Source organism: Rhodovastum atsumiense (genome assembly GCF_937425535.1).
GTDB classification, from domain to species: Bacteria; Pseudomonadota; Alphaproteobacteria; order Acetobacterales; family Acetobacteraceae; genus Rhodovastum; species Rhodovastum atsumiense.
Genome location: NZ_OW485601.1, coordinates 2,796,620 through 2,815,867, shown reverse-complemented (window position 1 = coordinate 2,815,867; position 19,248 = coordinate 2,796,620). Strand labels below are relative to the sequence as shown.

Genomic DNA, 19,248 nt, shown 5'->3' with positions numbered 1-19,248 from the left:
CACCGTGGGTATAACGCGCGTACCACACGCGGTCTGTTCTGCCAAGCACGCGACCGGACACCTGCCGGACCAGGCCGGGCCGATCCGTCGGGCCGCCCGCCCCCGCCCGGCCCGTCTATCCCAAAGGTAGATTTTGAAAGGCATTCAGAAATCAACAAGAAAGCTCAACAATTCCACGCAATTCCCTGCTTTGCCTGGACGAGAATATTTGTCTCAATACCGCCAGTTCACAGATTCGTGAGTGAGGCGGACAATGACCGATTACACCGATGCCTTGGCCGGGATCACGCAGACCGCCCTGGACGCGTGCGACCCCACATTTTCCGCCGGCCGCAGCGGCATTTACGCTTATTTGACGATTGGCCGGATGCACGGCGTCTGCGTGACCTTCGCGGATCGCCATGATGTGAACGGCGAGGTTCCGTCGCTGATCCGCGACGGTGTCGTGCTGCGCTTCCTGATCCCGCGCGGCGCCAGCCTCGATGACCTGGTCCTGGGACTGGCCGAGGGCGGACATCTCTCCACCCTGATCGACACGGTGCTCGAAGGCCATGTGCTGACGCTCGGCCCCGACAGCGCGACGGGACGACTCACCGATGCCGCCGCCGCCGCCCGCGACGACCTGCTGGAAACGATCGGGGCGCTGGGACCGCTGGCGCATTTCGACGACGAAGCCTTCGACTTCGCCGACACCGCGCCGGAGCTGAAAGTTTTCTGGTCGATGCCCGATTTCGCCGATTTCGCCGATTTCGACTGCGACGGCGTGCCGGCCTGAGCCCGTCCGATCCGACCTGCCGGCCGGACAGGTGCACTTTCGATCGCGATCTGGCGGCCATGATCACCGCCAGCAGGATTTCCGTTGCCGGTTGGCGTATTCGACCGGCAATGGAGGGATCATGCAGACAGTTTTCGTCTATGTGGCGGCCGCCCTGGCCGAGATCGCGGGATGTTTCGCGTTCTGGGCCTGGCTGCGGCTGGACCGGTCGCCGCTCTGGCTGATGCCGGGCCTGCTGTCCCTGGTCCTTTTCGCCTGGCTGTTGACACGCGTGGACAGCGACGCCGCGGGGCGCGCCTACGCGGCCTATGGCGGGGTCTATATCTGCGCGTCGCTGCTCTGGCTGTGGGCCATGGAAGGCGTTCGACCGGATCGCTGGGACATCACCGGCGCCCTGGTCTGCCTGGCCGGCACCGCGATCATCCTTCTTGGTCCCCGTCCCGCCTGATCCTGCGCACGCCTCGTGCCGCGACGGGATGTTTCATCGCCATCGCGGCACGAAGCACGGAACGAGCAGCGGCCAGCCTGGCTCGTTCAGCTCCCTTTCGGCCGGAAGGCGACGCAGACGGCCGGGTCGGTTTCCAGCCGCGGCCCGCCGATGAGATCGATGCAGTACGGAATGGCCGGGAAGACCGCGTCGAGGCAGTCGGAGATCGCGCTCGGCTTGCCCGGCAGGTTCACGATCAGGCTGCGTCCGCGCGTGCCCGCCGTCTGCCGCGACAGAATGGCGGTCGGCACGACCCGCAGCGAAACCGCGCGCATCAGTTCGCCGAAGCCTGGCAGCATGCGCTCGCAGACCGCCTCGGTCGCTTCCGGCGTCACGTCGCGCGGCGCCGGGCCGGTGCCGCCGGTCGTCACGATCAGCGGGCAGCCCTCGTCATCGGCAAGTTCCCGCAACGCGGCCTCGATCGCCGGCCGCTCGTCGGCAACCAGACGACGCTTCGCGTGCCAGGGGGTCGTCAGGATGCGGCCAAGCACGGCCTCGATGGCCGGCCCGCCCTTGTCCTCGTAAATTCCCCGGCTGGCACGATCAGAGACGGTGACCACGCCGATCGGCACCGCGTCCATCGCTCAGGCTCCGGCGCAAGGGGTGGCGATGAGGTGGTTGGAAAAGATGTCCATGCTCGGCTCCTCGGCGAGGCGGCATTCGTGCCGCGGCAGCGATGAAACCTGCCGTCGCGGCACGAATGCCTGATGGGGTGTCCGGTTCACGCGACAAGGCGCACGCATCCGCCGGGGACGCGCCATGCGCGCGCCGGCACCGCGTCCCGACGGGCCCCCGTCCGCAGAGGCGATGATGGCCGGCATGATGACCCCCGAAGCTGCGCCCGCACAGTGCCGCCAAGTCAGAGCAGCGTGACGGCCCGGAAGGCAAGCCGTAATCCGTCATGGGAACCGCGCGCGCATGATGCCGCCGCCCGCCGGCAGGCCGGCGGCCGCAGTTCAGGCGCTGGCCGGGGCGGTGGTCACGCCGGCTGACAGCCTTGGCTCGATCACCATGCGCACGAGGATGCCGACGACACAGCCAAGCTGCAGGAAGAAGACCGGAGCCGTGATCATCGGCGATGCCACCGCCGCCGCGGCCAACTGGCCGCAGAGCGCCGCCGTGAACCCGTCCACCAGGATCTGCCCGGCATGGCCGCGCGAGACGACGCGCCCCTGCACCCTGAGACGCCGCAGGCGCAGCAGCAGCCATATCACCATGGCGATGCCGAAGACCCCGGCATTGGCGAGCAGTCCGGGGATCAGGCTCGAGCTGCGATAGCTGCCCCAGCCGACGCCCAGCCCGTAGGTCGGCGCCAGCGTCTCCAGCGCGCCGGCATCCCATTCCGAGCGTTCCTGGAACGATTCGCTTTCGCCCTTGCTCAGGGTCGCCTCGACGACGGTCTGCACCGAATCGAACAGGCTCGGCCTGGTCGCGAAGATCAGGGCGCCCAGCATCACCCCGCCCAGGACCAGTACGCCGGCCGTCCGGCCGATCCGCCCCACCGCGGCACGGCCGCCCCCGGCCAGGGCCAGGGCGAAGGTGAACGGCAGGCCGACGGCGACGGTAACGATGCCGGTGGTGGAGGTCGACAGCAGGATCGTGCCGAGCGACAGGAGGAACAGCACGTTGGGCCACATGGTCCGGTAGCCGCGCAAGGTGATCCACAGGCTGCAGAAAGCGATCCCGGACATGTAGCCGGCCAGCGCCGCCGGTTCGGAAAACGGTCCCTGGATTCTCGGGACCGAGCCCACTTCCTGTTCGACGATGGCCCACCCCGGGTTCGAATGCAGCAAGGTGTCCGGAAACGGAAGGCCGGCGACACGGCTGGCGAATTGCCACAGCGCCAGGGCAACCACCACGTAGCCGCTCAGCAGATAGGCCGCGATGAGGCTCTCACAGGGAATCCGGGCGCGGGTGAGAAAAATGGCCACCACCGTGGCAAGCAGCACATTGAACGCGAGATACAGCGTCTGCGTGACGTTGCCGAAGCCGGCCTGCAACGGCACGAAGGCGTCCGGCGCGAGCGGATCGGCCTTCTGCGGCGCCACCATGACGCGTCCGGCGAACAGGTCCGGCAACAGCCAGGCCGACATCACCGCGTAGAGCAGCAGCAGCAGCAGCGGCAGCATCGCCCACAGCACGCCGCCCTCGCCCGGGTAGCGCATGCCGATGGCGTATTGCGACACCATGTAGAGCACGAACAGCAACCCCGGCACCATCGCCGGCTGCAGGCCGAAATTTCCAAAGATCAGGGCGGCGGCGGCTTCGAAGGCCGCCACCAGCAGCGCCAGTTGCAGCAGGCGGATCGGGCGATAGGCCAGCCACAGGCTGATCGGCAGCAGGATCATGCCGAAGACGGTGATGCTCATGTCGCCCGCCCCCCCCCGCAGGAGGGCCGGCAAGACCTACGCCAGGTGTTCCTGAATGCCACGTCTCGCGCGCCTCCATGACCAGCGGCGTTCTTAGTCCCCCGCCCGCGTTGGTGCGGGATCAATTCCTTTTGCTTGCCGTATTGCTTTGCGCCCCGTGGGGCAGTCCCGGCGCAGCCCGGCCTGGTCATGGCTGCCCGCAATCATGCAATACAATTGTATGATAAAGCCGCCCCCCCCCCGGCCTGATCGCCCGGAGTGGTATTCGCCGGGACGATGACCATCTCGTTTCAATCGATTCCTTCTATCATCGAAATCGGTTTTTTTCGTTTTTTATTCACATCGGGGTTGGCTATCTCCAGTGTGGTCAAGCGGCCGGCGACGGCAAGCAACCCCTGGCGGAAGACGGGCCGGTGCGGACCAGACAAGATCCGCGGGCACGGCCGAAGATCCGGGAAACCACAACGTTATCATTGAAGGCAGTGCAGACTCATGTCCTTGATCAACACCGAGATTAAGCCGTTCAAGGCGACGGCCTTCAAGAACGGGAAGTTCGTTGAGGTCAGCGACGCCGATCTCAAGGGGAAGTGGTCGGTCGTGTTCTTCTATCCCGCGGACTTCACCTTCGTCTGCCCGACCGAGCTCGAGGACCTGGCGGACAACTACGCGGCTTTCCAGAAGCTCGGCGTGGAGATTTACAGCGTTTCGACCGACACGCATTTCTGCCACAAGGCCTGGCATGACACCTCGGCCGCGATCGGCAAGATCGAGTACACGATGGTCGGCGATCCCACCGGCACCATCAGCCGCAACTTCGAGGTCCTGATCGAAGACGTCGGCCTCGCCGACCGCGGCACCTTCGTCGTCGATCCCGAGGGCAAGATCCAGATCGTCGAGATCACCGCCGGCGGCATCGGCCGCGATGCCACCGAGCTGCTGCGCAAGGTCAAGGCCGCGCAATACGTCGCCGCCCATCCCGGCGAGGTCTGCCCGGCCAAGTGGCAGGAAGGCGAGAAGACCCTGGCCCCGTCGCTGGACCTGGTCGGCAAGATCTGAGCCTACCCGGCTGCCCCGGGACCGGCCCTGCCGGCCCCGGGGCGCCCTCCGGGTCCGCCCCACCCGGGTTGCTTCACGTGGTCCGGAGTCATTCCGGGGACCGCCATCGGGAGACATCGCATGCTGGACGCCACGCTGAAGACCCAACTGAAGGCCTATCTCGACCGCATCACCCAGCCGGTCGAACTGATCGCCTCGCTCGATGACGGTGCCAAGTCGCAGGAAATGCTCGGCCTGCTGCAGGACATCGCCGGCCTGTCGGAGCGCATCACGCTGGTGCGCCGCGATGACGACGCCCGCAAGCCCTCCTTCGCCATCGTCCGCGCCGGCACCGATCATGGCGTGCGCTTCGCCGGTCTGCCGATGGGGCATGAATTCAACTCGCTGGTCCTGGCGCTGCTGCAGGTCGGCGGCCATCCGCCGCGCGAGACGCCGGAAGTGATCGAGCAGGTCAAGGCGCTCGACGGCACCTATCATTTCGAGACCTATTTCTCGCTCTCCTGCCAGAACTGCCCGGACGTGGTGCAGGCGCTGAACCTGATGAGCGTGCTCAACCCCCGGATCCGGCACGTCGCCATCGACGGTGCGCTGTTCCAGGACGAGGTCGAGGCGCGCAAGGTGATGGCGGTACCGAGCATCTTCCTCAATGGCGAACCCTTCGCCCAGGGGCGCATGAGCCTCGCCCAGATCCTGGAAAAGCTCGATACCGGCGCGGCCCGGCGCGAGGCGGAGAAGATTGCGGCCAAGGACGCCTTCGACGTGCTGGTGGTCGGCGGCGGCCCGGCCGGCGCCGCGGCGGCGGTCTATGCCGCGCGCAAGGGCGTGCGCACCGGCGTCGTGGCGGAACGCTTCGGCGGACAGGTGCTCGACACCATGTCGATCGAGAACTTCATCTCGGTGCCGCATACCGAAGGCCCGAAGCTGGCCGCGGCGCTGGAACAGCACACCAGGGACTACGGCGTCGATATCATGGCGCTGCAGACCGCGGTGGCGCTGGAACCGGCGGCGATCCCGGGCGGGCTCGCGCGGGTGAAGCTGGCCAGCGGCGCGACGTTGCAGGCCCGCACGGTCATCCTTTCCACCGGCGCGCGCTGGCGGCAGATGGGCGTCCCCGGCGAGGCCGAATACCGCAACAAGGGCGTCGCCTATTGCCCGCATTGCGACGGCCCGCTGTTCAAGGGCAAGCGCGTCGCGGTGATCGGCGGCGGCAATTCCGGCGCCGAGGCGGCCATCGACCTGGCCGGCATCGTCGCGCATGTCACGCTGATCGAGTTCGATGCGGCGCTTCGGGCCGACGCGGTGCTACAGAACAAGCTGCGCTCGCTGGCCAACGTCACCATCATCACCTCGGCCCAGACCACCGAGGTGCATGGCGACGGCAGCAAGGTCGTCGGCCTGTCCTACAAGGATCGCAACAGCGGTAACCTGCACCGGGTGGACCTCGACGGCATCTTCGTGCAGATCGGCCTCGTGCCCAATACCGAATGGCTGAAGGGCACGCTGGCACTCAGCCCGCGCGGCGAGATCGAAATCGATGCGCGCGGCCAAACCTCGGTGCCCGGCGTGTTCGCCGCCGGGGACGCAACGACGGTTCCCTACAAACAGATCGTGATCGCCCTGGGGGAAGGGGCGAAGGCTGCGTTGTCGGCCTTCGATCATCTGATCCGAACCGTGCCCGCCAACCTCGCGGCGGCAGCCTGAGCGCTGCCGCGACGCGAGGACGCGTGCCCGACCGGATCCGGACCCTGCTTGTCACGGGCAGGGCCAGCCGGGCGACGAGGGGGACGGCCATGCCGTCACCTTCGCCGCCCGGTTCGCTTTTCGGCAGGCTGACGCGATCGCGCGCACCGGCCCGCTTGCAGCGCATCGGGCCCGCCCCGATATGCCGGGCATGATCGACGCGAAAGCCCTCCTCGACCGTTTTCTCGGCCCCGGCGGGACCGGCGCCGTCCCGGGCCGCCCTGCCCAGCCCCCTTCTCCCTGGGGAACTCCGTCAGCACCCGCCACGGGCACGGGCGGAGGACTGGCGGATCTCGCCAAGCAGGTACTCGGCAGCGGAGGTGGCTTCGTCGGCGGCACCGCGGCCGGCGGGTTGCTGGGCGTTCTGCTCGGCAAAAAGACCGGCAAGCGCACCAAGGGACTGCTGAGCCACGGTGGTGCCGCGGTGCTCGGCGCCCTCGCGCACCGTGCCTGGCAGAACTGGCAGGCCGGCCAGGCCCCCGGCACCGCCGCCCCGGCCACCGCGCGCGACGTGGAAACCCTTGAGCCGCGTTTCCTGCCGGCCACCACCCAGGCGGCCGGCGGCGAGCCATTCGAATTGTCGCTGATCCGGGCCATGATCGGCGCCGCCCGCGCGGATGGCCATATCGACGCCGAGGAACGGGCCCGCATCTTCGAACAGGTGGAAAAGGCCGGGCTGGACGCCGAGGCGAAGGCCTTCGTCTTCGACACGCTGGACGCCCCCATCGGGGTCAGCGAGGTCGCCGCGGCCGCCCGCACCCCCGAACAGGCCGCCGAACTCTACCTGATCTCCCGCCTCGCGGTGAATCCAGACGAACTGTCCGAACGCGCCTACCTGCAGGCGCTCGCGCACCGGTTGAAATTGCCCGACGCCCTGGTGGCGCATCTCGACCGGCAGGCCGACGCGGCATCGCGTCCGGCCACCTGAGGCACCCCGCCGGCGCGCGCGCCCGGCCTTATCCCCGCAGCCGATGGAACATCCAGGCCCCCACCCGCCAGCGGGCGAAGGCGGGGGGCGCTGGTGGCAACTCGGGCGGAGGAAGCGGCACCGCTTCAGGAACCGCATGCGCACGTGTGAGCACGGCGGCGATCTCCGCGCTGAGCGCCTGCGCCTGGACCTGATCGACCAGGGTGATGCGATTGCGCACCACGGCGTCCAGCAACAGCTTGATCGCGCCAGCGGTGGCCTCGAGCAACCGACGGTCGTTGTCAGTCATGGGTCCTGCCCTCCGTTCTGATCGTAACAAGCTGTAACGATGCCAGCAGGGAACGTCGATCCATCGGCTGGTCGCTTCAGCAATCTGTCATATGCACTGCCCGCCGCGGTGGCCGCCCCGCGCCCGGCGCGCAATTTCGTCCAAGACCGGGTGCCGCCACCCGGCCTAATCTCCGCCGCATGTCGGCAAGGATCCAGCACCTGACGGACCAGCACGGCGCGGTCGGTGCCGGGGGCACGCTCGCCGCCACCGACCGCGCCCGCCTCTGGCGCGAGCAGCGCCATGGCAGCCTGGAATGCCTGACCGCGCTGTTCCGCCGCCACCGCTACCTGCCGCACACCCACGACACCTTCGTGATCGGCGTCATCGAGGCCGGCTGCGAGGCGTTCCATCTCGGCGGCGTGCGCCATCTCGCCACCGCCGGCAGCCTCTGCCTGGTCAATCCCGGCGAGGTGCATGACGGCGCCCCCGCGGAGGACGGCTACGCCTATCGCATGACCTATCCCTCCGAGCAGTTGCTGCGCGCCGTCGCCTCCGAACGGCAGGGGCGGCGGATGGCCATCCCGCGCTTCCGCGACGCCGTGGTGCAGGACCCGCAGGGCTACGCGCTGCTGCGCCGTGCCCATCTTTTGCTGGAAGCCGCCGCCCCGCCGCTCGCCGCCGACGAGGCGCTGCTCGAAGCCTATGGCTGGATCGTCGCCCGCCATGCCGAGGATGCCGGCCCCACGGCACGGCTGCCCTCCGCCCCCGACGCGGTGGCGCGCGCCCGCGACTGGCTCGACGCCCATCACACCGAGCGCGTGGACCTCGCCACCCTGGCGGCGGTCGCCGGACTCTCCAGCACCCATCTGGTGCGGGCCTTCCGCCGGGCCACCGGCCTCACCCCGCATGCCTGGCAGACCGACCGCCGCATCCGCACCGCCCGCCAGATGCTCGCCCGCGGACAGGCACCGGCCGAGGTCGCCGCCGCCTGCGGCTTCTGCGACCAGAGCCATCTCAACCGCGCCTTCCGTGCCCGCGTCGGCGTCGCGCCGGGCGGCTATCGCGCGTGATGCGCCGCGCCGCCCCGCCCCTCGCCGAGCTGCACGCCGGCGCCTTCGCCATCCTGCCGGCAGCGCTGGCGGCCTGTCCGTTCGGGCTGATGCTCGGGCAGCAGGCGGTCGCCAAGGGACTGACGCCGATGGACGTGCTGGCGATGTCCTCGATCGTGTTCGCCGGCTCGGCCCAGTTCGTCGCCATCGGGTTGTGGGAATCGCCGCCGCCTTTGCTCGTGCTGGCCTGCACGGTGCTGCTGATCAACCTGCGGCACGTGTTGATGGGGGCTTCGATCGCCGGGCGCATCCGTCCCTTCGGGCCCTTGCGCTTCGTCGCGGTGCACCTGATGGCCGACGAGATCTGGGCGGTCGCCGAGCGCCGCGCGCTGTCGCAGCCCTTGACCCCGGCCTTCTGGTTTGGCGCGGGCCTGCTGCTGTTCTTCTGCTGGCAGGTTTCCACCGTGCTCGGGGCCGTGCTGGGGGCCACCATCCAGGATCCGGCGCGCTACGGCCTCGATTTCGCCTTTCCGGCGATGTTCCTCGGCCTCGCCCTGAGCTTCTGGAAGGGCTGGCGTACCGGGCCGGTGGTCGCGGCGGCCGGCATCACCGCGGTGCTGGCGCATGCGGCGCTGCCGGGCGGCTGGCATGTCCCGGCCGGCGCCCTGGCCGGCATTGCCACTGCCGTCGTGCTCGGTCCTGAGAAGGCACGACGGTGATGGTCGGTGATCCCTGGACCCTGCCGGCGATCGTGCTGATGGGCGCGGCCACCTATGCGACCCGGATCGCCGGGCTGTTCGTCGCGGCCCGGCTGCCGCACAGCGGGCCGGTGCGCCGGGCGCTCGACGCCCTGCCACCGGCGGTGCTGACGGCGGTGATCGCGCCGGCCCTCGCCGCCGGCCCGGCCGAGGCGCTGGCCGGCGGCATCGTCGTGCTCGCGGCGTTCCGGCTGCCGCTGCTGGCGACCGTGGCTGTGGGGGTGGCGACGGTGGCCCTGCTGCGGCAAATGCTGGGCGGATAGCGCGTCGGGGCGTTGCCCCGAGCCCCACCAGGAGGCTTCGCCTCCTGGACCTCCACCAAGGGCGTTGCCCTTGGAACCCGATACTCTGTGCCGCGCAGCGAGAATGGGATCCAAGGGCCTTGTGGCCCTTGGCGGGTCAAGGGCGGAGCCCTTGCCTTCCCTTATTTGCCTGCGCGCCGCCGCTCCTCCAGCCGCTGCATCACCACGAAGAACGACGGCACCAGCAGCACGGCGAGGCAGGTCGAGGCCAGCATGCCGCTGCATGACGCGAGCCCGATGGAAATACGCGCATTCGCCCCCGCCCCGGTCGCCAGCACCAGCGGCAGCACGCCGAGGATGAAGGCGAAGGAGGTCATCAGGATCGGCCGCAGGCGGGTGCGCGCCCCTTCCACCGCGGCGTCCAGGATCGGCTTGCCTTCGACCAGGCGGGCGTGCCGGGCGACCTCCACGATCAGGATCGCGTTCTTGGCGGCCAGCGCGATCAGCAGCATCAGCCCGATCTGGGTGTAGAGGTTGTTGTCAAGCCCGAGCACCGAGAGCACCGAGACCGGCCCCAGCAGGGTCAGCGGCACCGCCAGGATCACCGACACCGGTGCGAGCCAGCTTTCGTACTGTCCCGCGAGCACAAGATAGACCAGCAGGATGGACAGGCCGAAGGCGTAGAGGATGCTGCTGCCGACTGCCTTCTCCTGGTAGGACATCGCGGTCCATTCGAACCCGGCGCCGCGCGGCAGCGACGCGGTGGCGACCTGTTCCATCAGCGCCATCGCCTCACCGGTGCTGAAGCCCGGGGCCGGGCTGCCGATGATCGTGCTGGAAGGATACAGGTTGTACAGGCTGATCAGCGCCGGCCCGACCGAGGGACGGATATGCACCAGCGTGCCCAGCGGGATCATCTCCCCTGCCTCGTTGCGCACGCTGAGTCGTTCGATATCGGCGGGCCGCAGGCGGAAGGTCGAGTCCGCCTGGGCATAGACCTGGAAGCTGCGGCCGAAGCGGGTGAACTGGTCGACGAAGGACGACCCGACATAGGTGGCGAGCGTCTGGAACACCGATCCGACCGGCACGTGCAGGCTTTCCGCCTTGACCCGGTCGACCTCGATTTCCAGGTGCGGCACGCCGGCGCGGAAGGGGCTGGCGAGATGGGTCAGGCCGGACTGGGTCTGGGCGTTGGCGATCACCGTGCGGGTGAGCCCCTGCAGCTTGCCGAGATCGAAGCTGCCGTCGCGCAGTTCCAGTTGCAGGGTCAGGCCGCTGGCATTGCCGATGCCCTGGATCGCCGGTGGCACCAGGATGAAGGTCGCGGCCTCGTCCACGGCCTGCAACCCCTGGCTGAGCTGGGCGTAGACCGCGCGCAACCCCTGCTTCTCGCCGCGCACCGACCAGTCCTTCAGCACCACATAGGCAAGGCCGCCATTGGCCAGGGTGGCGTTGTTGTCGAGCACGGAGATGCCGGCGATGCTGATCACCTGATCGACACCCGGTACGGCGTGCGCGATCTGCTGCACCTGCCGCAGCACCGCCTCGGTGCGCGCGAGCGCGGCGCCGTCGGGCAGTTGCACGCCGACCAGCAGATAGCCCTGGTCCTCCACCGGCAGGAAGCCGGTCGGCAGGCGGGCGAAGCCGTAGAAGCCGACGCCCATCAGCACGAAGGCGGCCAGCACCATGGCCAGGCTGCGCCGGACCATGCGCCCGATCAGCGCGGCATAGGCCCGCTCCAGCGCGTCATAGACGCGGTTGAAGCCGCGATAGAACAGGTTACGCCGTTCCGGCGGCACCGGTGGGCGCAGCCACAGGGCGCATTGCGTCGGCTTCAGCGTGGCGGCGTTGACGGCACTGATCAGCGCGGTCGCCGCGATCACCAGCGCGAACTGCGCGTAGAGCCGGCCGGTGAGCCCCGGCAGGAAGGCCGATGGCAGGAACACCGCCATCAGCACCAGGGTGATGCCGATGATCGGGCCAAACAGTTCGGTCATGGCCTTGGTCGCCGCCTCGCGGCCCGGCAGTCCGGCCTCGATGTGGCGGGCGGCGCCTTCCACCACCACAATGGCGTCGTCCACCACGATGCCGATCGCCAGCACGATGGCGAACAGGGTCGAGAGATTGACGCTGAAGCCGAGCGCCGCCATGGCGGCGAAGGCGCCGAGGATGGTGACCGGCACGGTGGTCGCCGGCACCAGCGTGGCGCGCCAGTCCTGCAGGAACACCATGATCACCAGCAGCACCAGCAACCCGGCCTCGATCAGCGTCATGTAGACTTCGTCGATCGAGGCGCTGACGAATTTCGTGGTGTTGAACGGGATCGTCACCTGCATGCCCGGCGGGAAGGCGCGTGCCAGTTCATCCAGCTTGGCCTGTACGCGCCGCGCCACGTCGAGCGCATTGGCCTCGGGAGTCTGGAAGATAGCGATGCCCGCAGCCGGCCGACCGTCGGCGGTGAAGGACTGGCTGTAGGTCTGCGCCCCCAGCTCGACGCGGCCGACATCGCGCAGCCGGGTCACCTGCACGCCGCTCGCGGAGGGGCCGGTCTTGAGGATAATGTTCTCGAACTGCGCCGGATCGTCGAGCCGGCCCTTGATGTCGAGCGTGTACTGGAACGCCTGGCCCGTGGGCACCGGCGGGGCACCGACCTGGCCGGCGGTGACTTCCTGGCTCTGCTGCTGGATGGCGCTGACCACGTCGCTGGCGCTCAGGCCACGCGCCTGCAGCCGGTCGGGATCGAGCCAGACGCGCATGGCGTACTGGCCGGCGCCGAAGACGGTGACGTTGCCGACGCCGGGCAGCCGGGCCAGCTCGTCATGCAGGTTGATGGTGGCGTAGTTGGCCAGGAACAGGCTGTCGTGGCGCGGATCCGTCGAGGTCAGCGTCGCCATCTCCAGGATGGCGGTGGATTTCTTCTGCACCGTCAGGCCCTGCGCCTGCACCGCCTGCGGCAGCGCGGCCAGCGCCGCCGAGACGCGGTTCTGCACCAGCACCTGGGCGAAGTTGAGGTCGGTGCCGATGGCGAAGGTCACGGTCAGCGTGTAGGTGCCGTCGGACGCCGCCGTCGATTGCATGTAGAGCATGTTCTCGACGCCGTTGACCTGCTGCTCGACCGGCAGGGCGACGGTGTCGATGACGGTGCGCGCGCTGGCGCCGGGATAGCGCGTGGTGACCTGCACGGTCGGCGGCACCACGTCGGGATATTCCGCCACCGGCAGGCTGAACAGGCCGACGCCGCCAAGCAGCATCATCACGATCGCCAGCACGTTCGCGAGCACCGGGCGCTCGATGAAGAATTTCGAGATCACGGCGATCTCCCTGGCTGGAGGACGCGCTCAGCGAGCGGTTGCGGCGGTGCCGGGAACGGCCTCGACCTTGCTGCCGGGGATGGCCGCCTGCAGCCCGGCAACGACCACCCGGTCACCTGGCTGCAGCCCCGTCTCGATCACCCGCAATCCGTCGGACAGCGCGCCGGTCTGCACATAGCGCTGTGCCACGACGCCATCCGCGCCGACCACCAGCACGTAGCGCCCGCCCTGGTCGGCACCGAGCGCGGTGTCAGGCACCAGCAACCCGGCGGCGTCGCGGCGCGTGGGGATGCGCACCCGGGCAAAATAGCCGGGCAGCAGCGTGTGCTCGGGATTGGCGAAGACGCCGCGCATGGTCAGCGTGCCGGTGCCGGGATCGACCAGGGGCGCCACATAGTTCAGCGCGCCGGCGTGGGGATAGCCGGTCTCGTTGGCCAGCCCGACCTCGACCGGAACCTTGCTGAGGTCGGTGACCTTGATGCCGCGCTCGACCATCGACTGGCGGATGCGCAGCACGTCGCGCTCGGAGACGTTGAAGGTGACGTAGATCGGGTCGAGCTGGATGATGCTGGCCAGCCTGGTGGGGGTGGCACCGCCGACCAGCGCACCGATGGAGGCAAGATGGCGGGTGACGATGCCATCGAACGGCGCCAGCACATGGGTGTACGAATAATCGATGGCGGCGAGTTCCAGGCTCGCCCGGCTGTTCTGCAGGTCGGCGCTGCTCTGGTCGCGGTTGCGGATCGCCTCGTCGACCTTGGATTGCGAGGCGAACTGGTCCTTCCCCAGGGTGGACTGGCGCAGGTATTCCTCCTGCGCGTGCTTCAGCACCGCCTCGGAGGCCTGCACCTGCGCCTGCGCCTGCAGCAGCTTGGCGCGATACGGCTCGGGCTCGATGGTGAACAGCGAGGTGCCGCGCGCCACCATGGCGCCGTCGGCGTAGTTGATCTCCTGCAGGAAGCCGGTGACCCGCGCCATCAGATCGACGGAATTGACCGCTTCCACCGAGCCGTTGACCTCGAGGTACTGGATGACCTCGCGCTGCACCGGCAGCATCGTCGTCACCTTCGGCGGCGGCGGCGGAACATAGTGGTTCCGGTCCTTGCAGCCGCCGGGCAACACCGCCAGGAGTGCCAGGCCGGTCGCGCCGACAAGGCGGACGGTGACTTGCATCATGCTACGGCTCCCTCCGGTCCACGACTCCGGCCCGCCGCCGATGGCGACGACGTTACCTGGCCGGGGCGCGCGCGGATGTCTTCTGGTGCGACTCCTCGACGACCCGATCGGCGGCGGCGGCGAAATCCCGGGCGGCCTTGGCAATCGCCAGGCGCGCCGTCATCACCGTGCCGGCCTCCGTGCGCAGATCATAGGCCTGCGGGCTCTCCTTGGTGACGAACCCGGCCAGCACCTTGCCGCCGGCGGATTCGGTCAGCTTGCCGCCGATGGTCACTGAACCGACGAAATTGGCCGGCAAGCCAGCCGCCGACTTGACCACCATCAGCCCGAAGCCGACCGGGGTGAGCCGGGTCAGACCACCGATGGCATTGGTCTTGCCGACGCCACCGAGCGTGAGCTGCAGGGTGACGGTGTCGGGACCCGGCCGGTCGACCACCCGGCGGTGCTGGCTCAGGGCCTTTTTGAACTCGGAGGTCAGCACCCCGGCGAGTTCCTGCCGTTCCGCCTCGGTGGTGCCACCGAACTCGGCATCCGGGCCATCATAGACGGTGGCCGGCAGCACGACGAAGCCACGGTAGCGCCGGGCGTCCAGATCCGGCGCACGATAGATGATGGTGTTGCTGGCGTTGTCGCCCGCCGCGCTGTCGGTCTTGGCGGGCTGCATGGCCAGACCGTCGCTCAGGGCCGGCGGCGCCTTCTGCTCCGCGCAGCCGGCCAGCATGAGGGGAATGGCAACCAGGGCAGCAAGTGCTCGCAAGGCGTGGCCCCCTTCTTCATCTGATCAGGGAACATTCCTTATGAGTGTAGGATTATGCTGACTTCCTGAACAGTGAAATGTTTCGTAGTACAATCAATCGCACGCGCCACGACCGCCCCTCTGGCCGAAGCCAAGCAGGCGGGCGACCGGACCGATGGTCCAGCCCTGCACCAGCAGCGATGCGACCACGACGACGAACACGCTGTCGAACAGCCGCAGCCCGCGGGGATCGGCGATCGCCGGCACGATGCTGAGGTAGATCGGCGCCGCGCCGCGCAGCCCCACCCAGGAGATGAAGGCCACCTCCCGCGCGGCGAAGCCGAAGGGTGCGAGGCAGGCGAGCACTGCCACCGGTCGCGCCAGCAGGATCAGCACCGCCGTCATCATCGCCATCGGGCCGATCAGCGGCAGCAATTGTGCCGGCGTGACCAGCAGTCCGAGCATGACGAACAGCACTACCTGCGCCAGCCAGGCCAGCCCGCCGAAGAACGCCGCGAAGGCGGGTCGTGCCGGGAAATGTGCCGGCCCGACGATCAGCGCGGCCACGGTGACCGCCAGGAAGCCGCTGGTGTCCAGCACCTGCGCCAGGCCGAACAATGTCAGCACCCCGGCCAGCGCCAGCACCATGACCAGCGAGGCCTCGGCCGGTACATGCCGCAGCAAGGCCACCAGCAGCAGGCCGCCGCCCGCCCCCAGCGCCGCGCCCCCGCCCATCTGCTGCAGGAACATCAGCATCCCATCGGCGGCGCCGACCGATTCCGGACGATGGATCAGCATCATCAGCAGCAGGGTGAGGAACACCGAGGCCGGGTCGTTCAACCCTGATTCCAGTTCCAGCGTGGCATGGACCCGCTCGGGTAGCACCGCCCCGGCGCGGCGCAGCAGCGCGCCGACCGCGGCCGCGTCGGTCGGCGCCATCGTCGCCCCCACCAGCAATGCCACCGGCCAGGACGGCGCGCCCATCAGCAGCTTGACCGCAACCCCGACCACGCCGGCCGTCAGCGCCACCCCCACAGTCGCCAGCAGCAGCGCCGGCCCCCATGCCAGCCGCAACAGCCGCGGCGAGATCGACAGCCCGCCATCGAACAGGATCACCGCCAGGGCCACGCTGCCGATCACGTAGGCCGAGCGGAAATCGGCGTACACCAGCCCGGGTGCCGCCTCGCCGACGATCATGCCGATGCCGAGAAACACCAGCAGCAACGGCGCCCCGATGCGCCGTGACAGCAGGCCCGCGAGAATGCTCAGCAGGCCGGTTGCCCCGATCGCCAGGATCAGCAGGTGGGCCGTCGCCATCATCGCACGCTCTCCGTGGGGTGCGACTGCCCTGTTCGTCGCGGCCTCAGCCGCCGGTCGTGGCGATCCAGCCCTCGCGCCGGAACACCGCCCCGAGCGCATCGGCCACGCAGTTCCCCAGTTTCTTCGCCTGGTCCTCCGGATCCGCCTTGCGGTTCTCCGATGCCACGTGCAACCCGCCGGAAACGGCGGCGGAGGTCGCCAGATGACCGGCCGCGGCCCCCACGCCCATGGTGGTCGCCATGCCCGGCATGCGGCCGCTGTCGACATCGGCCTCGAAAGTCTGCAACAGCGCCGGACGCTGCCCGGGCGCCGCGTAGTAGACCTGCACGTCGGCCCCGACCACGCTCTTGCCGGCGCCGAAGCCGATCAGGGTGCGGCGGGTCCGGTTGCCTTCATCGATATCCACCACCTGGCCGCGCACCAGCACCGCGCGCTCATGCGGCGTCGTGCCGATCGCGACCACGGCCGCCGGCAGGCCCATGGCCTGGATCCGGCCGACCAGCGTCGCCGCGGCGACGCCCCGCACCCGGGCCGCTTCCTGGGCGCGGCGCGTGTCGGGTTGCGTCCCTTCCAGGCCGCGGGTCAGCCGGGCGCGCAGGCTGGTGTCCAGGTGCACTTCCGACGGGTCGACGGCGAATTCCTCCACCAGCACGATCTCGGGCCGCTGCAATGGCGCCCCGGTCGCCACCGCCCCGTAGGTGCCGGTGCTGCGCACATGCGTCGCGCAGGCACTCACCAGCAATGCCAGGCCTCCCAACAGCGGAACCTGGCGAAGGACACGACGGCGCGCAACGATCGACACTGGCATGAACGCCTCCTGCCGGCGGAACTGCGGGCATGGCTGTCACGCCAGGCCGGGACCTCCGCCACGGTGATTGATCCGGTTCGACCGGTCCGGGGGCGCCCGCGATCTAATCCGTTTCATTGCTAGGTTGCAACACAAGACCAGGACGGAGTCGGTCTTCTATCGCAACCAGCGTACCATGAACCGGGACGACTCGCCGTACTCGGCCAGCTTCGCCCTGATCTCGGGCGTCTCAAGCACGTCGAAACCGTGCCTGCGCCAGAACCCGGATGCGCCGCTGACGGCAACCAGCGACATGTTGCCAAGGCCGCTCGCCACGGCCTGCCGGGTCAGCAATGCCACCGCCGCGCCGCCGGCCCCCGATCCCCTGGCCTCGGGCAACAACGCGACATCGTGGATGTAGAACGTGTCCGGCCGCTCCGGCAGGGATCCCAGCACGACGTTCAGCTTCGGCGGTTGCCCGAGCCGCCACGGGTGGCTGATCGTATAGCCCAGGATGCTGCCCGGTCCCTGGAACACCAGGCACCCGGCGGGATAGCGCTGCAGGCGCTCGCCGAACACCGCGGCCGTTTCGGGATAATCCGGATGCACGCGGTCGCCGACCCGCTCCACCTCATCGAGGTCCGCCGCCGTCATCGCCCGCCAAGGGCCTGTCGGATCCTGCTGCATCATCGAGCCAGCATAGCAGTTTCATGACGGAAGAGAATGTACGCTTGGGATACGCCTGCATTCCTGCTTCCGTGAGGATGCATCGCGACATGCGGTCACAGCCGCGATACCGGCGCGAGAAACCCGGTTGGCCTGAACGCCCCCCTTGAACCCGGGGATCTTCCCCCGCACACTTTCCGCACCGGCGCAGAACCGGTACCAAGAGAGGAACGTCCATGACCGTCACACGCCGCTCCGCATTGGGCGCCGCTGCCGCGTCCTTCCTGTTGCCCGGCCAGATCCGTCGTGCCGCCGCCCAAACGCCCGTGATCCGCCTTGGCGTCCTGAACGACCAGTCGGGCAATTACCGTGACGACACCGGCCCGCTGTCGGTCACCTGCGTACGACAGGCCGTCGAGGAATTCGCCCGGCAGCGTCCCGACATCAAGGTCGAAGTGCTGTCGGCCGATCACCTGAACCGTCCCGACACCGGCGCCGGCATCGCCCGCCGCTGGTTCGACGAGGCGGACGTGGACGCGATCATCGACGTGCCGACCAGCTCGGTGGCGCTGGCGGTGAACACCATCTGCCGAGACAAAAACAAGGTGTTCCTGAACTCCGGCGCCGCTACGACCGATCTCACCGGCGGGCAGTGCAGCCCGAACACGATCCAGTGGACCTACGACACCTATATGCTGTCGAAGTCGACCGGCGGCGCGATGGTGCGATCGGGCGGCGATACGTGGTTCTTCATCACGGCCAACTATGTGTTCGGCCAGCAGTTACAGCGTGACACCGCCCGCTTCGTGCAGGAAGCCGGCGGCAAGGTCCTCGGCGCGCAGACCTACCCCTTCCCGGAGACGACGGATTTCAGTGCCCTGCTGCTGCAGGCGCAGGCCTCGGGCGCCAAGGTACTCGGCCTGTGCAACTCGGGCACCGATACGGTGAACTGCATCAAGCAGGCGCATGAGTTCGGGCTGACCGGCTCGATGCGGATCGCCGCGATGCTGATGTACGACAGCAACGTGCGTGCAGTCGGGCTGGCCGAATCGCAAGGCCTGGTCATGACGGAAAGCTTCTACTGGGACCTGAACGACCGCACCCGCGCCTTCTGGGAACGGGTGCGGCCGAAGACGCCGACGCAGCCGCCGAACATGATCCAGGCCGGATGCTACGCGGCGACGCTGCATTACCTGAAGACCGTGGCCGCGCTGGGCGTGGCCGCGGCGAAGGCGGACGGACGGGGCGCGGTCGCGCACATGAAGGCGATGCCCACCGATGACGATTGCTTCGGTGCCGGCCAGATCCGTGAGGACGGGCGCAAGATTCATCCGTCCTACCTGCTGCAGGTCAAGAAGCCGGCAGAGAGCAAAAGCCCTATCGACGTGCTGAAGGTCGTAGCGACGACACCGGCGGACGCTGCCTTCCGGCCGATGAGCGAGGGCGGCTGCAGCCTGGTCAAGAGCTGATCCTTCGTCCTGGCGCAGGGCCATGGCGTCGTCCTCGCGGGCACGTCATGGCTGCTGGCCGGCACCGCCAGCACGAGAAGTGTCGAACCAAGATCAACCAGGACAAAA

The 19,248-nt window shown here is 68.7% G+C and carries 18 protein-coding genes; 9 read left to right on the top strand and 9 right to left on the bottom strand.

What is annotated here, in order from left to right; translation table 11 throughout:
* Positions 1 to 253 precede the first annotated feature (253 nt).
* Together NBY65_RS12800 and NBY65_RS12795 are read left to right on the top strand one after the other, a co-directional pair.
* A complete protein-coding gene (locus tag NBY65_RS12800; RefSeq protein WP_150040395.1) occupies positions 254 to 775 on the top strand; it encodes a hypothetical protein in 522 nt (173 codons plus the stop codon).
* Between the two features lie 121 nt (positions 776 to 896).
* Complete coding sequence (locus NBY65_RS12795) at positions 897 to 1,223, top strand: YnfA family protein (protein ID WP_150040396.1); 327 nt, start codon at positions 897 to 899, stop codon at positions 1,221 to 1,223.
* An 86-nt stretch (positions 1,224 to 1,309) separates the two neighbouring features.
* Here the strand turns inward: NBY65_RS12795 and mog are convergent, their stop codons facing one another.
* Together mog and NBY65_RS12785 are read right to left on the bottom strand one after the other, a co-directional pair.
* Positions 1,310 to 1,843, bottom strand: coding sequence for a molybdopterin adenylyltransferase (gene mog / locus NBY65_RS12790; protein WP_150040397.1), 534 nt, complete (start codon positions 1,841 to 1,843; stop codon positions 1,310 to 1,312).
* A 375-nt stretch (positions 1,844 to 2,218) separates the two neighbouring features.
* On the bottom strand, positions 2,219 to 3,631 hold the full coding sequence (locus tag NBY65_RS12785) for a hypothetical protein (RefSeq protein WP_150040398.1): 1,413 nt from the start codon (positions 3,629 to 3,631) through the stop codon (positions 2,219 to 2,221).
* A gap of 492 nt (positions 3,632 to 4,123) precedes the next feature.
* Between NBY65_RS12785 and ahpC the strand changes: the two genes are divergently transcribed.
* The 3 genes from ahpC (at position 4,124) to NBY65_RS12770 (ending at position 7,355) form a co-directional block, all read left to right on the top strand.
* Positions 4,124 to 4,687 carry an alkyl hydroperoxide reductase subunit C gene (gene ahpC / locus NBY65_RS12780; RefSeq protein WP_150040399.1) on the top strand — a complete coding sequence of 188 codons (564 nt, stop codon included), beginning with the start codon at positions 4,124 to 4,126 and terminating at the stop codon, positions 4,685 to 4,687.
* Between the two features lie 120 nt (positions 4,688 to 4,807).
* The gene (gene ahpF / locus NBY65_RS12775) at positions 4,808 to 6,388 is read left to right on the top strand and encodes an alkyl hydroperoxide reductase subunit F (RefSeq protein WP_150040400.1); all 1,581 of its coding nucleotides are present in this window, start codon (positions 4,808 to 4,810) and stop codon (positions 6,386 to 6,388) included.
* 190 nt (positions 6,389 to 6,578) lie between these two features.
* The gene (locus NBY65_RS12770) at positions 6,579 to 7,355 is read left to right on the top strand and encodes a tellurite resistance TerB family protein (RefSeq protein WP_150040401.1); all 777 of its coding nucleotides are present in this window, start codon (positions 6,579 to 6,581) and stop codon (positions 7,353 to 7,355) included.
* Positions 7,356 to 7,383: 28 nt separating this feature from the next.
* On the opposite strand, the gene NBY65_RS12765 is transcribed toward NBY65_RS12770, so the two are convergent.
* Positions 7,384 to 7,644, bottom strand: coding sequence for a hypothetical protein (locus NBY65_RS12765; protein WP_150040402.1), 261 nt, complete (start codon positions 7,642 to 7,644; stop codon positions 7,384 to 7,386).
* A 179-nt stretch (positions 7,645 to 7,823) separates the two neighbouring features.
* Here NBY65_RS12765 and NBY65_RS12760 point away from each other — a divergent pair, with 179 nt between their 5' ends.
* From NBY65_RS12760 to NBY65_RS12750, 3 genes are read left to right on the top strand one after another with little or no spacing between them, the layout of a single operon-like run.
* Positions 7,824 to 8,696, top strand: coding sequence for an AraC family transcriptional regulator (locus NBY65_RS12760; RefSeq protein WP_150040403.1), 873 nt, complete (start codon positions 7,824 to 7,826; stop codon positions 8,694 to 8,696).
* Positions 8,696 to 9,394 (top strand): AzlC family ABC transporter permease, encoded by a 699-nt coding sequence (locus tag NBY65_RS12755; protein WP_239002758.1) that lies wholly within the window; start codon positions 8,696 to 8,698, stop codon positions 9,392 to 9,394. The genes NBY65_RS12760 and NBY65_RS12755 overlap by 1 nt, the downstream gene beginning before the upstream one ends.
* Complete coding sequence (locus tag NBY65_RS12750) at positions 9,394 to 9,696, top strand: AzlD family protein (RefSeq protein WP_150040457.1); 303 nt, start codon at positions 9,394 to 9,396, stop codon at positions 9,694 to 9,696. The genes NBY65_RS12755 and NBY65_RS12750 overlap by 1 nt, the downstream gene beginning before the upstream one ends.
* A 161-nt stretch (positions 9,697 to 9,857) precedes the next feature.
* Here the strand turns inward: NBY65_RS12750 and NBY65_RS12745 are convergent, their stop codons facing one another.
* From NBY65_RS12745 to NBY65_RS12720, 6 genes are all read right to left on the bottom strand, one after another.
* Positions 9,858 to 12,986: an efflux RND transporter permease subunit gene (locus NBY65_RS12745; RefSeq protein ID WP_150040405.1), complete on the bottom strand. Its 3,129-nt coding sequence runs from the start codon at positions 12,984 to 12,986 to the stop codon at positions 9,858 to 9,860.
* Positions 12,987 to 13,013: 27 nt separating this feature from the next.
* Entirely contained in the window at positions 13,014 to 14,162 is a 1,149-nt protein-coding gene (locus tag NBY65_RS12740) for an efflux RND transporter periplasmic adaptor subunit (protein WP_239002752.1), read from the bottom strand.
* Positions 14,163 to 14,214: 52 nt separating this feature from the next.
* Positions 14,215 to 14,919: a DUF3313 domain-containing protein gene (locus tag NBY65_RS12735; RefSeq protein ID WP_150040406.1), complete on the bottom strand. Its 705-nt coding sequence runs from the start codon at positions 14,917 to 14,919 to the stop codon at positions 14,215 to 14,217.
* A gap of 93 nt (positions 14,920 to 15,012) precedes the next feature.
* On the bottom strand, positions 15,013 to 16,218 hold the full coding sequence (locus NBY65_RS12730; protein ID WP_162530508.1) for a potassium/proton antiporter: 1,206 nt from the start codon (positions 16,216 to 16,218) through the stop codon (positions 15,013 to 15,015).
* A 43-nt stretch (positions 16,219 to 16,261) separates the two neighbouring features.
* Positions 16,262 to 17,026: a DUF4410 domain-containing protein gene (locus NBY65_RS12725; protein ID WP_150040408.1), complete on the bottom strand. Its 765-nt coding sequence runs from the start codon at positions 17,024 to 17,026 to the stop codon at positions 16,262 to 16,264.
* 156 nt (positions 17,027 to 17,182) lie between these two features.
* Positions 17,183 to 17,695, bottom strand: coding sequence for a GNAT family N-acetyltransferase (locus NBY65_RS12720; RefSeq protein WP_239002753.1), 513 nt, complete (start codon positions 17,693 to 17,695; stop codon positions 17,183 to 17,185).
* 212 nt (positions 17,696 to 17,907) lie between these two features.
* Between NBY65_RS12720 and NBY65_RS12715 the strand changes: the two genes are divergently transcribed.
* Complete coding sequence (locus NBY65_RS12715) at positions 17,908 to 19,140, top strand: ABC transporter substrate-binding protein (protein ID WP_150040409.1); 1,233 nt, start codon at positions 17,908 to 17,910, stop codon at positions 19,138 to 19,140.
* The last annotated feature ends 108 nt before the right edge of the window (positions 19,141 to 19,248 follow it).